13 protein-coding genes, 1 pseudogene and 2 riboswitches are annotated in these 15,617 nt (G+C 46.7%); of the genes and pseudogenes, 4 read left to right on the forward strand and 10 right to left on the reverse strand.

Annotated elements, in window-relative coordinates; translation table 11 throughout:
* Positions 1-9 precede the first annotated feature (9 nt).
* Both AC58QT_RS24995 and AC58QT_RS25000 read right to left on the reverse strand, forming a co-directional pair.
* Positions 10-588 carry a Pvc16 family protein gene (locus AC58QT_RS24995; protein WP_497364043.1) on the reverse strand — a complete coding sequence of 193 codons (579 nt, stop codon included), beginning with the start codon at positions 586-588 and terminating at the stop codon, positions 10-12.
* Between the two features lie 236 nt (positions 589-824).
* Entirely contained in the window at positions 825-3,026 is a 2,202-nt protein-coding gene (locus tag AC58QT_RS25000) for an ATP-binding protein (protein ID WP_497411363.1), read from the reverse strand.
* Positions 3,027-3,177: 151 nt separating this feature from the next.
* Here AC58QT_RS25000 and AC58QT_RS25005 point away from each other — a divergent pair, with 151 nt between their 5' ends.
* Both AC58QT_RS25005 and AC58QT_RS25010 read left to right on the forward strand, forming a co-directional pair.
* Positions 3,178-4,290, forward strand: coding sequence for a GGDEF domain-containing protein (locus AC58QT_RS25005; RefSeq protein WP_497411364.1), 1,113 nt, complete (start codon positions 3,178-3,180; stop codon positions 4,288-4,290).
* A 130-nt stretch (positions 4,291-4,420) separates the two neighbouring features.
* Positions 4,421-5,068 (forward strand): SOS response-associated peptidase, encoded by a 648-nt coding sequence (locus tag AC58QT_RS25010; RefSeq protein ID WP_497411365.1) that lies wholly within the window; start codon positions 4,421-4,423, stop codon positions 5,066-5,068.
* A 71-nt stretch (positions 5,069-5,139) separates the two neighbouring features.
* On the opposite strand, the gene AC58QT_RS25015 is transcribed toward AC58QT_RS25010, so the two are convergent.
* The 3 genes from AC58QT_RS25015 to AC58QT_RS25025 all read right to left on the reverse strand — a co-directional run bounded on the left by AC58QT_RS25015 (position 5,140) and on the right by AC58QT_RS25025 (position 8,329).
* The gene (locus AC58QT_RS25015) at positions 5,140-5,577 is read right to left on the reverse strand and encodes a DUF1284 domain-containing protein (RefSeq protein ID WP_497411366.1); all 438 of its coding nucleotides are present in this window, start codon (positions 5,575-5,577) and stop codon (positions 5,140-5,142) included.
* Positions 5,574-6,149 (reverse strand): NUDIX domain-containing protein, encoded by a 576-nt coding sequence (locus AC58QT_RS25020; protein WP_497411367.1) that lies wholly within the window; start codon positions 6,147-6,149, stop codon positions 5,574-5,576. Before AC58QT_RS25020 ends, AC58QT_RS25015 begins: the two co-directional genes overlap by 4 nt.
* Positions 6,150-6,916: 767 nt before the next feature.
* Positions 6,917-8,329, reverse strand: a complete 1,413-nt coding sequence (locus AC58QT_RS25025) for a hypothetical protein (protein WP_497411368.1) — start codon at positions 8,327-8,329, stop codon at positions 6,917-6,919.
* Between the two features lie 150 nt (positions 8,330-8,479).
* Here AC58QT_RS25025 and AC58QT_RS25030 point away from each other — a divergent pair, with 150 nt between their 5' ends.
* Positions 8,480-8,695 (forward strand): hypothetical protein, encoded by a 216-nt coding sequence (locus AC58QT_RS25030; RefSeq protein WP_173116080.1) that lies wholly within the window; start codon positions 8,480-8,482, stop codon positions 8,693-8,695.
* 7 nt (positions 8,696-8,702) lie between these two features.
* Here the strand turns inward: AC58QT_RS25030 and AC58QT_RS25035 are convergent, their stop codons facing one another.
* The gene (locus AC58QT_RS25035) at positions 8,703-10,091 is read right to left on the reverse strand and encodes an amino acid permease (RefSeq protein ID WP_497411477.1); all 1,389 of its coding nucleotides are present in this window, start codon (positions 10,089-10,091) and stop codon (positions 8,703-8,705) included.
* Positions 10,092-10,251: 160 nt separating this feature from the next.
* A riboswitch (Lysine riboswitch) is annotated at positions 10,252-10,442 on the reverse strand.
* Between the two features lie 165 nt (positions 10,443-10,607).
* Entirely contained in the window at positions 10,608-11,714 is a 1,107-nt protein-coding gene (locus AC58QT_RS25040) for a polysaccharide deacetylase family protein (RefSeq protein ID WP_497411369.1), read from the reverse strand.
* 125 nt (positions 11,715-11,839) lie between these two features.
* On the opposite strand from AC58QT_RS25040, the gene AC58QT_RS25045 reads away from it, so the two are divergent.
* Positions 11,840-11,959, forward strand: coding sequence for a hypothetical protein (locus tag AC58QT_RS25045; RefSeq protein WP_497411478.1), 120 nt, complete (start codon positions 11,840-11,842; stop codon positions 11,957-11,959).
* 81 nt (positions 11,960-12,040) lie between these two features.
* Here the strand turns inward: AC58QT_RS25045 and AC58QT_RS25050 are convergent.
* From AC58QT_RS25050 to AC58QT_RS25060, 3 genes and pseudogenes are all read right to left on the reverse strand, one after another.
* Positions 12,041-12,811: pseudogene (locus AC58QT_RS25050) on the reverse strand (polysaccharide deacetylase family protein); the annotation flags it as partial.
* Positions 12,808-13,068 carry a YqkE family protein gene (locus AC58QT_RS25055; RefSeq protein ID WP_057309125.1) on the reverse strand — a complete coding sequence of 87 codons (261 nt, stop codon included), beginning with the start codon at positions 13,066-13,068 and terminating at the stop codon, positions 12,808-12,810. The gene AC58QT_RS25055 and the pseudogene AC58QT_RS25050, both read right to left, overlap by 4 nt.
* A 45-nt stretch (positions 13,069-13,113) precedes the next feature.
* Entirely contained in the window at positions 13,114-14,949 is a 1,836-nt protein-coding gene (locus AC58QT_RS25060; RefSeq protein WP_497411370.1) for an APC family permease, read from the reverse strand.
* 99 nt (positions 14,950-15,048) lie between these two features.
* Positions 15,049-15,200, reverse strand: a riboswitch (cyclic di-AMP (ydaO/yuaA leader).
* Positions 15,201-15,617: the final 417 nt, after the last annotated feature.

Raw genomic sequence — 15,617 nt, forward strand, 5'->3', positions numbered from 1 at the left:
TGGATCCTCCTAACCTTGAATACGAAAATCGGTTTCCGAAACCCTTTTAGTTGTTTTGATACGCGTTGAATCAATATGTACTGGCCCCACCGTATAGGCGACTGAGAGTCTGTATGGGGTGTCTGAGAAATTCCACATATTCATGAGACTTTCACCTTTAAAAGGATCCATGACGATACGAACTTCTTCATCTTGCTCAGCTAACGTACCGACTGTCATTGAACCTCTAAGGATGGAATGATCGTAGAATACCTGCATCGCTCTGCCAAGAATCCGATGCTCATCCAGTGCTCGCGATGAGAGTTCAGCCGGCGACTGCACGGTAACTAGATATGATAAATCGACAACCATAGGAGGAAACTGAATTTCATTCGTTCCTCTAGCAATCATATGGGTTTGGCGATTGTTGCCACTCTCACGAACATTATAAAGATAGAGAGAGAGATAGAAGTCCCCTTTATCTACTGGTGATGCTAGACCAATCATTTCTGGTTGTGGAATGGGATCTGGGGTCATGTTTTCTCTAAGTAGCTTAACTAATGATGCACTTACGTCAGCGATCACAGAATAATTGCCTATGAGTGTCACTTCCTGCCTCTAAATACCTATTAATCTTGTAAAAAAGATGATCTTTATGTCGCATTATGTATCTTTTTCTATTATAGATGTAAACCCTCAGGTTGACTATAGGAATTATATTATTTATTTATGCATTTTCCGCGAATTTTGGCGATTTATGACCAAATAATGGCGTATACAGCATACAAAAAGGCAAACTCACACAATGTGTGAGTCCGCCTTTTTACTTACATATTCTAGTATATCTAGTAATCTTCCCACTCTTGTCGTGCAAGGATTTTACCTGATTTTTGAAGCTCATGTCGGATCGACTTGATAATATGCCCCATCCGAATAGATTCACCTGATTCCGCCGCCAAGAAAGCGGAAGAGAGAACAACATTCTTGATATTCCCCCCTGCAATCTCGTAACGCTGGGCTAGATATTTGAAATCAACATCATCGTTAAGAGGCGCTGCTGGCGGAAACATGGACTGCCAAATTTTCTCCCGATATTCAGGGTCCGGAAACGGAAACTTAATGACATAATTGATCCGCCTCAAAAAGGCTTCATCAATGTTATTTAATAGATTGGTAGCCAAAACCGTGATGCCCTGATATTCCTCCATTTTTTGGAGTAAATACGCAGTCTCAATGTTCGCATACTTATCGTGGGAATCTTTCACCTCGGAGCGTTTCCCAAACAGTGCATCCGTCTCATCGAAAAACAGCACCGCATTACTTAACTGCGCCTCTTCGAAAATTTCGTGCAAGTTCTTCTCGGTTTCACCGATGTACTTACTGATCACTTGGGAGAGGTCTACCTTGTACAACTCCAGCTGTAAGTCCCCGGCTACAACCTGCGCCGACATCGTTTTCCCTGTGCCTGGCGGCCCGGCGAAGAGCATGCTGAGCCCCTTGCCGTAGGCTAACTTCTTCTCGAAGCCCCAATCGTTGTACACGACGCCGCGATACTTTACTTGATTACACGCGTTGCGGAGCTGATCCTTCTGCTCTGGGGGGAGGATGATATCCCCAAACCCATAGCGAGGCTCAATACGCGTTGCCTTACGCTCCAGCTTATGCTGCACCTGCTGGTAGCAAGCCTTATACAGCGCATCGCTGCGCAGTGCGCCGGCATTGCCCGTCCCGGCAGCTGTCGTCTGCCAGGACGAGTACCCGCGCGCCAGCGTGAGCGCGCGGCGAATTTGCCCTGGGGTGAAGCGGAATTTGCCGCTCATCACCCGGTAATCTACATCGCCAGCGACGCCGAGCTCCTGCGCGAATGCCTGCCACAGGCGTTCGCGCCCGCCTTCGTCTGGCACGGCAAGCTCATGCTCAAGGAGCAGCCGCTCCTTGGGCTTCCAGCTTAGCCGGTTGAACTTACCGGCTAAGAGAAAGACCATGCCGCCATAGCCGTCGAGCAGCTCATGGAAGCGACCGAGCCGCTGCTGGGCAGCCAAGTCCGGCTCATCGGGGTAAAGCACTTCCAGCTGTGTAAAGCACAGCACAGCTTGGTGCAGAATCGCTTCGCGCACGATGATGCTGATCTGCTCTTCAAAGCTCACCGCATGCAAAAGGACATCTGCCAGATTCACAAGCAGCAGCGGCTTATTGAAGGAGCGGCTGAGATGCTTCACCTGCAGCTTTTTACCAGACCCGGCATTTCCCCATAAGTGAAAAGCAAGGCGTTTGCGCTCAGTCACGGGCACCTCGTACATATCGGCAATAAAACCGCGCAGCCGCTGCTGAAAATCTTCCTGAACCAGCAAGGGAGAGAGTTCATCGTCCGGATACACAATCTCAACCGCCGGCTTCAGCTTCGGATCTAACTCCCCTGAATCCAACAGAAAGGTCACAATCCGTTTATCCAGCTGCAAGGGTTTGGACAATAGGGTCTGACCGCCCACGACAAGTGTGTCTGGATGCAGCACATAGCGGGCTAATCTGCCATCCGGCGCCATAAATGTCGTACGCGCAGCCCGCATGTCCTCCGGACTTTGGCAAGCAATTTGCAGCGCTAAGCTGATATTAGGCGTTTTGTTCGTTAGATCGTCTAACAGAAAGCCGAAAATACGCTCATACTTCCGATCCAACTCCACAGCTAGCCCCAGCATAACGATGCGCTCTTCTATAGAAGAAAAGCCGAAAACCGTAGACAAATAAGCCAACGGCAGAAAAACACCTGACTTGCGGCTATGAGCCAAGCGATCGGCGATTGAGCTGTCCAGCAACTCTATTCGTCCAAGCAGTTCATGCTCTTCCTCATCGATTTCTTCTTCCGAACTGAATCCGCCAATGAGACGAATAAATTCGTCTTCCGATACAAACATTCCGCGGAATGAATCCGTTTGCGGATCAGGCGTCAGCTTTTGACGACGCTTATAGAGAAGCTCTAGCTTTTTATCAAGCAGCAGAAGCTCGTCCTTATAATGTTCCCATGCATGCACATACCCTAGAGCTGTCATAAGCCTCCCCAATGACTCTGTATATTTTTATTAACAAACGGTTAACATCATTAATTGCTTGCGTAAAGAGGGGGTTATTCTTTACAATATCAGGATAAGGCACAAATTATATCGACACCTACTGCCCTGAAAGGAAAGTGGCCTCCTTTTGATGGAACAATTTCCAGCACATGATCCAACTTGGAATCGAAAGCTCATTCGAATGCTGTGGTGGATCCTCATCATTTATGAAATAGCTGCTACGATTGCTTTAGGCTTTGAAATTAGTGAGCAACCGATGAATGGGTTCGATAGCTTCATCCGCTTCCAACTTGTTCCTACATCATTGCAGCTACTTGTTATGGGCTTAGGCTATTTGGCCATGCACTATCTAAAGTACTATAGAGATTTTATCATGATCACATGGACCATGACCATGATTAGTATATTCATCCTTTGTATACCTGAAATGACACACAGTTACGAGCTGCTCAGCATGCCTGTTTTGTTAGCATCGATCTATTTTCAGAAAAGATATGTTATTTTCGCTTACAGTCTCGGTATCGCTTATTTACTCTTACTGCTATGCATCCAAATGGCTAGAGGACAATCCGCAACCCCCTACGAGATCATTGTATCCCTCACGATTATTACCGCAACATCCATGCTTTGTTTTGCGATTATGAGCCGCGGGCTTGATCTGCTTGCCAGGCTTCAGAATTCGGTCGTACGCGAGCAAGATCTACTGATTCGCAACGTCATGATTGACCGTCTTTCCAAAGTTGATGCACTTACGGAGCTCTTCAATCATCGCTCTTTTCAAGAGCATACGGACCACCTTATTTCCCATATGCCCCACGATACACCTCTTGTGCTCGCCCTGATGGATATTGATAATTTCAAGCTCATTAATGATAATTATGGTCATTGGGTTGGTGATGTTGTTCTCAAAACCATCGGCAGCCTCCTCAAAGACGTGCTTGGCCCGGATGATATGTCTTTTCGGTACGGCGGTGAGGAGTTTGCTGTTCTATTCGTTGGGAAGTCGCATCAGGATGTGCTGCCCATTTGCGAAACAATTATGGAAACCATTCGTGATACCGTCATTCCAGAAATGCCTGATTACAAATTGACCATGAGCATCGGACTCGCAACGTATAATCGAAACACGATGAAAAAAGCATGGTTTCAGCTTGTTGACGAATGCTTATACATCGCCAAGCGCAACGGCAAGAATCGCATTCATGTCCATGCAGCAGATATTCAAGTTCCGATAGCTGAATAACCCTTACACCCAGGAGCATAATGCTTCTGGGTTTTTCATTTGAAGTTGCCGTGGAAAAAAGTGTTAAGCCTCATACATGAATTGGTTGCATTAGGAAAATAATATACCAAAATCTAATGAGGTGATAACCATGTGTCATTCCATAGCCATACTGGCTGATGTGCACGAAGTCATGAAGCAATTCCGCGTCGATCGGCTCTTATCTTACAGTTCCAATCGGTATGAGGTGCGACCTACTGAATCTGTGTCTGCGGTGATGATTAATCGCAAAGGAGAGCGTCTGTTAGATGAATTTCGTTGGGGACTAATGCCTTTCTGGGCCAAAGATGCTGTCTGCGGTGAACGCAACTCCATATTCTCCAACATCGTATTCGAGCGTATTGTCAAAAAGCAACGTTGCGTCATCCCTTGCAGCAGTTTCTACGTGGGGCGGACGGAAGGGAAGGAGACTGAGTGGATTCGTTTCAAAATGCGGAGCGGAACATTCGGCATCGCGGGGCTCTACGATATTTGGCAAGCACCTTCCGGTGGAGAGGAGCTGCGTACGTGCATGATGCTAATGACGGAATCCAACTCCGTTGTATCTCCGTATCACGCTAGCATGCCAGCCATTCTCGATGAGGAGCACATGGAGAAGTGGCTGCAGCCTGATCAGAAGGACAGCCGTCAGCTACGATCTTTTCTTCAACCCATCGATGAGATGCGGATGGTCGCAAATATTTTGACATCCCCTGCTGAGAAGCTGGAGATGGGTTCGGATGTCAGTATTTTTGTATAAAATAACTCGGAATGCAAAATAAAGAAACTGTCCTCATGTAGACAATTGACTCTACGTGTGGACAGTTCTTTTTATTTTTTCTTTGGTACGGGCGGCAAGGCGCCACCCTCTCCGATGATTCGCACACCATCCGCGCATACGCCATAGGGTTCCCAGCGGCAGGTTGCACATAAGTTGTTGATGTCCGCAGGCCGCACTTCTAGAGCAACTTGACCACATATGGTCGCCCACGTCCGCTCCATACCGACAGCTAAGCCAAGCTTGGCAACGATTTCGGCGTCACGCTGATACACGGTCCGGTTCTCACAATGCGCAACTTCATCTTTCGGAAATTCGGCGCATAAATCATCTGGACCCAGCACAACGCGAATCATCGTCTCAGGCTCAGTCCGCAATTGCTCGTACACCGTCGTCATATTCTCACAAAATGCAGGGGAGTACCCCATCCCTCTATAGCCCAGTAGACATAGCAAATGGTGGCCACGCAGCTGGATGATAGGTTCGATCATACAGTATTTACCCTGGGCACACGGTACAATCCGTATCCAGGCATCGTAATTACTGGATCCGTATCCTCTACGAGCCCATCTCCTTTGGCATGCATGGCAACATCGATGAGCCACTTGGTAAAATCGGCTACAGGCATGGAAGCCATTTCTTCAAGGCTATAAAAACCTGCTGCATCTACCTCTACGCCATCTGGCTGAGGGGTTCCGCTGATGTAGTCCATTTCAAAAGCAATGTACACATTATGTATGCTTCTTGGCAAATCACGCAGAGCAACTAAACGTGAAACGGAAGCTTCAACACCGCACTCTTCCATCACTTCACGGGTGATTGTATCCTGAATGAGTTCATGCTGCTCAATATAGCCGCCAGGATTTGTCCATCTTCCTTTACCTGGCTCTTGTGCTCGACGAACAAGTAAAATTTTCTCATCTTTCATCACTAGTGCGCCAACCCCAACGCTGTAGTTCCCCCAATGAACGAAACTGCATGCTGTGCAGGCTCTTCGCTCGGTACCATCCACATCACGCGTCTCCATGGCAGCTCCGCAGCTGCTGCAAAATTTCGCTTCCATCTGTCCCAGCTCCCTTTGGAAATCTTTCCTTTATATGCAAGCTTACTGCGAATGATAGACAATAGGCAACTGCCATTTAGAGGATCTTACTGGTCATTTGGCGGAGAATAGGAGTGGCTTTCATCGCTTGCGCTGCATTATCGTTGATTTTCAAGTTTTCGTATGTGCTGAAGTCGATGGAGTGTGTTGGGGAGAGTGGGCTAGTTTGATGGGACTAGTGTGCGTGGAGGGGAGCGGTGTGTGGTATTAAGAGGTGAGGAGTGGCGTGTGGTCCGGTGGGATGCGGTGGGTGCTCCGGTGGGGTTCAGTGTGTGGTTTTGAGGGGAATAATGTGCTGCAGTGAGATGTGGTGGGTGCTCCGGTGGGGTGCGGTATGTGGTGGAGGGAAGCGGTGTTGTGGAAGAGGAGCAGTGTGAGGTGAATGGGGAAGTGAGTAGTTGGATTAGGAAGATGATAGTGACTGAGTAGGTACTCGTTTAGTAAAACCTGCGAAAATGCAGGCTTTTTTAAGCATTTCTATAACAATCGGCAAATTGCTGCGAATATGCAGGTATTAAAGGGTTTTTCATCTATCTGGGTTCAAATGAGGAGAAAAAGATGTATATTTGCAGGAATCCCCCCTCTACAGGGGGAAATCGGTAAAAAAACCTGCATATTCGCAGGTTTTCTACTTTTCTCTTCTCTTTTCTACTCTTCTCCCCGCGTCTAGCCCCCAAACCAAAGAGCACCCCAACATGGAGGTGCCCATTTTCCATTTTTGCGGCTACCTACACCAAAAACATCGCCACAATCGTTGTCACAGCCAATCCGATCAGCACAGGCTTCAGATTCCGTCGCGCGAGCTCGAACGGACTCACACCGCAGATCGCCGCGGCCGGAATGAGCGCCCACGGGATCAAAGTCCCGCCGCCGACCCAGATGGCGGCTACTTGCCCTAGCGCAGTCAGCACTGCTGCGCCTGAACCAATGGCGGTCGCGAACAGCTGCGCGATGGAGCCCGCCAAGGAAATGCCCGAGAAGCCGGAGCCATCAAGGCCTGTAATGGCGCCGACGACGGTTAATGTCACGGCACCAATGGCTCCATTCAAAGGCACAACGCCTGCGAGTGCCACGCCTAGGTCGTTCACGAGACCGTGTGAACCTTCAGGCAGTATTTTACCAAATAGCTCCGTGATCGCGGAGTCACCTAAATAGAAGAAAGCCGCAATCGGGATGACGGGTCCGAAGACTTTGAAACCAAACACAAAGCCTTCAATTAAATACGATGTGATTTTCTCCACACCCGCATTGCGATGAGCGATTAAGGTGACTGCGATTAAGATAAACACCGCAGTCCCGCCCACGAGAGCGGTTGCATCACCGCCTTGCAAATTCAAGACAAACATAGCAATAACATCTAGCGCGAACAGCACAGGAATTAGGATAGCTAGTGTTCGTTTTAAACGCTCTCCGATCAGCACTTTGGTCTCTTCCTCCACAGGAACGAGGCCTCCGCTTTCCTCTAATCGGGAGTCGACGAGCCCGCTGCGCCATTTCCCATTTTTCATATCGCGGCGCATCAGCCAGAAAGCTGTTATTGTCGTCACAAGCCCCATCACAATGACGAGAGGAACACTCGCTTCCATTACGGCAGATACCGGTAATCCTGCGGCATCCGCTGTCAATTTAGGCGCGCCTTGAATAATGTAATCACCAGATAGCGCAATCCCATGTCCGAAGAGGTTCATTGCCATCGCGGCACCAAGTGCCGGCAAACCAACGCGAACAGCCACGGGTAATAGCACAGCGCCAATCAGCGCAACCCCAGGGGAAGGCCAAAAAAACCAGGACGTCACCATCATAATGATCCCAATACCCCAGAATGCGAGTGCTGGTGTTCTCAAAAATTTGGTCAGCGGCGCTACCATCGTTTCATTAATCCCCGTGCGAATTAAGACGCGGCTCATGGCCACGATAATGGAGATAATCATAATCGTCCCCATTAACTCTTTGGTCGCATAAATAAAACTGTTAAATACACCTGATACAGAGCCGCTCAACGTCTCCGTTGCTAACAGCCCTAATGTAAAAATACCCACCACACAAATCATCGTCGTATCTCTTCTTTTAACAAGAAGCGTAAGAATGAAACCAATGAACACTAAATAGACCCAATGAATCGGTAAAAGTTGAATATCCATCCTGCACCACACGCCTTCTCTGCCCTAGCAGCAATTGGTGCTACATTCTATGCTCGGCTAGGCATAGGCGTTCGTCTAAATTCGGGCATTTCGTCACCTTGTGGTACAATAAAAAGAACTATTTTAATGAGGTAAGGGGAACATACATACATGGCTAGGAATCAACGTTTACATACGGATGCAGATTTTCAGGAGGTCATTGACCGACAGGGTGTTGTTCGCATTTTTAAGGATGATCATATCGTCGATTCCAATGCAGTTGTTCTACGTTTCAGTGATACGACAGTCGTGGTGCAAACGCGCGTCAGCGATTTGACCTATTATGACCGAGCAGCTTGTGAGTTTTTTGAAATGAAAAAAAGATAGAAGAGGCTTACTCTTCTACCTTCAACTGACATTCATCCAGTTTTAAGACTTTCGTTTTATATTTCCATTTATAACCCAGCCACAAGACTAAGAACAAAGGAATGCCAATATAGGAAGCAACTAATAATTTCCAGTCCACTTGGCCCTCCGAGAACGCGCTAATACTTTGACCGATAATGACAATCATACACATGACACCTGCCAAGATAGGCCCGAGCGGAAACCATTTGGAACGGTATGGAAGATCAGAGATCAAACGGCCTTGCGCAACATATGCTCTTCGGAAACGGTAATGACTAATGGCAATACCTAACCACGCAATGAAGCCAGACATCCCTGAGGCATTCAATAACCACAAGTACACTTGACCATCACCGAAAAAAGAGGCAAGGAAAGCTAGCATCCCAAGTGCCGCTGTCGCAAGAAGTGCGAATACGGGAATACCGCTTTTATTTAATTTAGCAAACAGTTTTGGGGCTTTACCTTCTTTGGCTAATACCCACAGCATGCGTGTGGAAGCGTACATACCGGAGTTGCCTGCAGACAGCACAGAACTTAAAATGACAGCATTCATCACAGATGCAGCGATACTTAAACCTGCTTTTTCGAAAATGATCGTAAACGGACTTGCCGCAACGCTGTCGCTAGCTAAGGTATCTGTTGCGTAAGGTATCAGCATGCCCACCACGAATATAGCCAAAATATAAAACAAAAGGATTCTCCAGAACACACTGCGGATTGCGCGAGGTATGCTCTTCTGTGGATTTTCAGACTCACCCGCTGCTATCCCAACCAACTCTGTTCCTTGGAATGAGAAGCCAGCAGCCATACATACGCCAAGAACGGCTAATAAGCCGCCTGAAATCGGCGCATCCCCTTCTGTGAAATTACGGAATCCAACGGCTTCCCCGCCCCAAATGCCGACAATCATCAACAAACCGATGCCAATGAATAGAATAATCGTTGCAATTTTAATCATCGCGAACCAATACTCGGACTCGCCATAGCTTTTCACAGACAACAAATTAAGACCTACCATCAGGGCAAGGAATAAAGCGCTCCAAAGAAATGATGGGCTGTCAGGCAGCCAAAACTTAATAATTAGCGTTGCCGCAGACAACTCAGCAGCGATGGTAATTGCCCAGTTGTACCAGTAATTCCAACCTAAGGCGAAGCCAAGTGAGGGGTCTACGAATTTTGTCGCATACGTGCTGAAGGTTCCAGATACCGGCATATAGGTGGCCATTTCTCCCAAACTTGTTACGAGGAAATAAACCATAATACCAATAATAAAGTAAGCTAATAAGGCCCCGCCCGGTCCAGCAGCATGAATGGCTCCTCCGCTTGCTAAAAATAATCCGGTTCCAATCGATCCTCCGAGTGAAATCATCGTCATGTGACGCGACTTCAACCCTCTACGTAATTTGTTCTCAGTCAATTTCAAACTCTCCTATATCTATTCAATTAGCCTGCATGTTCCCAAAGGCCGAAAACGCAAAAAAGCCGACTCTCTCCAATGAATAAGAAAGGCAGCTCACATTTCCTCATCATATCTTTTTCAAGATAGCACAACATACTAATTTGTTTTCACAAACAGTATGACAGTTCCGTCCCTTTCGAAAACGACCCCAGCCACAACGGTCAGTATACCGTATGGCTTCGGCAATGTTACCTTTTCATCGGGATCAATAGTCTCTACTGGACTTCCTCCGATGTACTCATCAACAATGCGACCTCTACCTCATCTAGATCGATGAGGGTTCCTATTTAATTGTAACGTGCTTGACCCCTACTTATATTAATTATCCATAGGTTAAAAATCAATGGGTATTCATTCCACGCCTGTGTGCCTCTGAGTACGCAGCCAAATAAAAGAAGCCGCATCAATGCGGCTCCTGGCAATTAATTCATTTTATTTTTTATGATATAACTTCATTTTCCACATCAAATCATCTTCGGACATATACGAAGTGCCTGCATGGATTCTATAAATTTCATTATTCCCTTTGGTATTGATCCCCTCTTTGGTCGTAAAGAAAAGCTCAATTCCCAATTCCTTTCCGACCCCAATAACCGTGTCATTATAGGAACCAAAAGGAAATGCAAGTAGACGATACTGTGGTCCTAACTCCTCCACAATACGATTTTCTGCTTTTAACAAATCCTGCTTAATTCGTTTGCGATATTCATCGTCCGTTTCCATTCTTTTTTCGTTTTCCAAATAGATAGGATTGGTTAGCATTGGCATCAGTGTATTGCCAGAACCCGCCTTGACCTTATCATGATGATCGTAGGTATGAGAGTAAAAACTCATCCCGTTCTGTTTCATTTCTCTCATCTGATCCCATGTCAAACGGGGTGCCTTAGGATGATCAATCGAATCAACAACGATAAATTTAGTTGCGTGGAAACCAAAGTTAAGCAATTCAGGATACGCGTGGGTATAAAATGATTCATAACCGTCATCAAATGTGATGAGAACCGCATTTTGAGGAACCGCAGCCTCACCCTTCATGAAATGAAGAAAATGTTCCATCGAAATCACATTGTAATCTTCTTTTTTCAACCTCTGCAGATGACTTTTAAATCTTTTCGGGGAAATGGTAATCCCGTTTTCTTTTTCATCAATGTGATGATAGGCCAGTACAATGACTTTGTCCGTGTAGTGAACCTTTTGCTTACTATAATCCCCTTGATTAAAAGCTAGTGCATTTCCTTGACGCTGTAGAGGTTGTAGTTGTTGCGTTTCGAGTTCTAATTGCTGAACGACAGGTTTCACTTCTTGCTTCACTTCTGGCTTCACTTCTTGTTTTGCTTCTTTTTCTGCAACTAGTTCTGCTAACGGTTCATAGGATGGCACAAGGTGTTCTTCACTACTTACTTGTTCTGGACTGATGGTCTGCTCCAAGGACTTCGACGATGCGTTTGGCAATACAACATAGAGACAAAATAAAACGCTAGAAACTAATAAAACAGTAAACGCCAAGTTCGTTGGATTTCCCAATTTTAGTCCATTCATGCTGACAACAACCCCGTAAATGAGATAATGATAAATTACGAAGATAGTATCATGAAAACGCTTTCTTGTAAACTATTTATTACAACAGCTTTGTCTTCCTAATCGTTAAGTTCCATAGAAGCAAGTTGCACGAAATGGAAGCCCGCTTGTCGCAGCACCGGAATTGCTTTGATGATACCCTCCGCTGTATCCTTCTCGGGATGATTCATGTGTGCGAGAACGATGGACCCGCTCGTGGCCTTTGAAATCGCGTTGTACACTTGCTCCGTGTTATACGTCGCTCCCGCATCACCAAGCACAGAGTAACCTGCTATCGCAAATCCCAAATCATGGGCAACAGATACCGCAATTTCATCGTAAAATGCGGTGCCTGAACGGAAAAATAGGGGCCTTTTCCCCGTCAGCTTCTCGATTTGATCCGCATTATCATTCATTTCATGAATGACTTCTTTGACGTTCTTCGTACCCGCAATACCGTATGCTGGCTTGCCTGTTACGGATAAAGGGCGGTGCTCGGTGCCATGATTTTCAATCTCAAACAAGGGATTCGCGGCTAAAGATTGAAAGGTAGACGGATTCGCAGCGATCCATCTGGCATTGATGAATAACGTAGCTGGAATCTGCTCCTGAATCAGATACTGGATCAGCTTCTCATCGTAGCCACTGCCATCCTTCCCACCGCAGGCATCAAAGGTAAGGGCAATCACTTTGTCCTTCGTTTGTAAGCGTGTTCGGACACCAGGGACACGCTCTCCCCACTTCGTTGGGCTCGCTGAGGCATAACGGGCAAGCACGGTTTGTTCTACCGACGCGAAAGCTGGGACAGCTTCAGTATCTACCGTTTTAACCGTTGGACTATCGGATGAAGGATGGGATGAGGTCGTTGGGACAGTTGACGCGATAGGACTACTCACAGGTGTTGTTAATGTTGTGTTTGCCGTTGGTTCGGCTGTTAGCGATAGTGCCGGTGCCGGTGCCGGTACCGATGTCGAAGCAACCGCCGTTTCCACTTCCACAGCATGCCGCTCCACCTGACAACCTGCAAGCGCTAACATGGCACTCATAAAGAAAAGGAGGCACATCGTGCGCCCCCTCATTTATGTTTCCGCCAGTCTAATTTACTTTTCTCCAGCTGATAGGCAAAATCGTTCTCAAGACGCTTCTCTTCCGCCTTGCGTGCCGCCTCTACCTTGGCTCTCTCAGCGTCCTTCTTCGCTTGCTCTTCCGCTTTCATCGCGTCAGCCTGGGCTTTGAGTCCTTCTAGTATTTCCGGACGCAGCAGATCTTTCAGCGTTGCAGGTTTATCTTGCACGCTAGCCGCAGCTGGCGTCATTTTTGCTTTCTTTTTCACCATAATAAGGTCACCTCGCCTACAAGTTCTCCCTATTATTGTACACCTCTATTGATGTAAATGATACGGTACTGTTGCAACAACGATATCCTTATCGGCTTGAAGCTTCGAACGAATCCGCGCCGCAGACTGATTATGGAGCAGACGATGCCACCATTTCTTCGGCATGAATTGCGGAAGAATAACCATGATAGACTGCTTCTCAGACACATGCGTGTCGATGCGATCAATGAATTCGGCCAGCGGTTTCAGGATCGTTCTATATCGTGATTTGAACACAACGAGTCGAACGCCTGGATCCCAGATCTGCCACTTCTCCTGCATCGATTCTTCATCCTCATCCGAGAAGGACACATAGAACGCAATAACATTAGGAGAAAGCGATTTGGCATAGTTCAGAGATTGCTCAACCGCTTTGTGAATCCCAGCCACAGGTACGATAATGACGGGCTCTTTGGTACACACACGGTCCTGTGTGATATCAATACGCAGTTGCTTGGCTACATCATCATAATGGTGACTGATCTTCGTAATGAGCCATAGTAAGATCGGCGTCACAACGATAACGATCCAAGCGCCTTCGCTGAATTTGGTGATACAGAAAATAACAAGAACTGCCAGAGACACAATGCCGCCTAGACCATTAATAATTAATTTGCCAATCCAACCGGAGACGCGCTCTCTCAGCCATTTGCGAACCAAACCGCTTTGAGCCAAGGTAAAGGATAAAAATACGCCAATTGCATAAAGCGGAATAAGTGCATCGGTTTTACCTTTGAAACCAATCAGAAGCAGACTCGCCAATACGCCCAGCGTAATGATGCCATAATGATAGGAAAGACGATCCCCACGGAAAGAGAACATGCGCGGGAAGTTTTTGTCCTGAGCCATGATCGACGCCAAGATCGGGAAGCCATTAAAGCTCGTATTCGCTGCAAGCACTAGAATGAGCATCGTTGCGATTTGAGTCGCATAATACATCGTGCCACGGCCAAAAGCTTGCTCCGTCACCATCGATAGGACCGATGTATGACCATTCGGGTCAGGTGCAATCCCATACCCTAAAGCAATCAGCGTTACACCACCGAAGACGATCGCCAACAGGCCACCTAAGGAGAGCAGTGTGCGTTGGGCATTTTTGACGGAAGGTGTTCTGAAATGGGGCACCGCATCCGAAATCGCTTCGATCCCTGTGACTGCAGAGCAACCAGAAGAGAACGCCTTAAGAATAACGAATAAAGTCAATGAGCTCGTTGCTGCGCTGGGTACGAATTCGATAGCGTGTGTGTTCAGCGAACCCGTGAGCAAATCGAAAATACCTTTTCCAACTAACAACAGGATACATAGGATGAAAAAATAAGTAGGTATGGCGAATACCGTGCCTGACTCAGAAGTACCTCGCAAATTTAGCCACACCATGATCCAAACCAGCAGGATGGTAAGCGGAACAATGTACGGTACGGCAGATGGGAATGCAGACGTAATCGCCTGGACGCCAGCCGAGATCGACACAGCAACGGTCAGGGTATAGTCAATCAGCAAGGAGACTCCTGTAAGTCGACCCCATACCATCCCTAAATTCTCTTTCGTAACCATATAGGCGCCGCCACCCATAGGATAAGCTTCAATCACTTGTCTGTAGCTCAACACTAGCAGAAGTATTAAAGCAATGATGGAAATCGCAATCGGCAAGGAGAAGGCAAATGCAGCTACACCAACTGTTGCAAGCTCTAACAGAATTTGCTCTGTCCCGTATGATACGGAAGATAAGGCATCGGAAGACAGGATGGGAAGTCCTTTCCAGACAGGCATTTTCTCCGACTCAATCTCACTCGACTTTAGCGGCTTACCAAACACAATTTTTTTCAATGATTCACTTGTCATTTCGCGATTGTTCCTCCAATAAAACGAATATCACGCACCACACTTGAAAAATGGACGCAAAAAAACACAAGGAATGACCTTGTGTTTTAAACACATGTTCTCCTTTCTCACGATCGCTTACGAGGTTAGCTGCCGGGTTCGGGCCGCGAGAAATCTGCCCTAAAAGGTACTTGGTATTCGTACCTCTACTCACCCCATGATACTTTTGGTTCCCCCGCTTTTCTTAACAGAAAATTAAGCGAAATATTCAACTGTTCTGGTACGTGTTGAATACTACTCTCTTCTACTCACATAGTAAAGGATGGAAAAAACGTAAAAAGCCCCCTCCCACCTCTTGTATAACGCAATAATTCGCTTACAATTACATGATTCTTTGATTTTCTTCCATTATCGTACGTAATCGGGGTATTTGATGAAAAGAAGTGGCTTGTATCCTTCAGAGGTTGTTCCATTCATTCCATCGTCCCTTCAAAAGGAGGAATTTCGGGGAAGGACACCTCTTAGGTGCCCGGAATGAGTCGTGAATAACTGGAAAAACTATGATAAGGTGTCCCATTATATTCCCCACTCATCTTTTTTGTATAGTAATACGATTATTTGGATAAATATACAACATTACAATGGTCATATACTTAAATTCATTGACACACCCTAACCCTCATGCTAAA

Source organism: Paenibacillus sp. J31R109 (assembly GCF_059692055.1).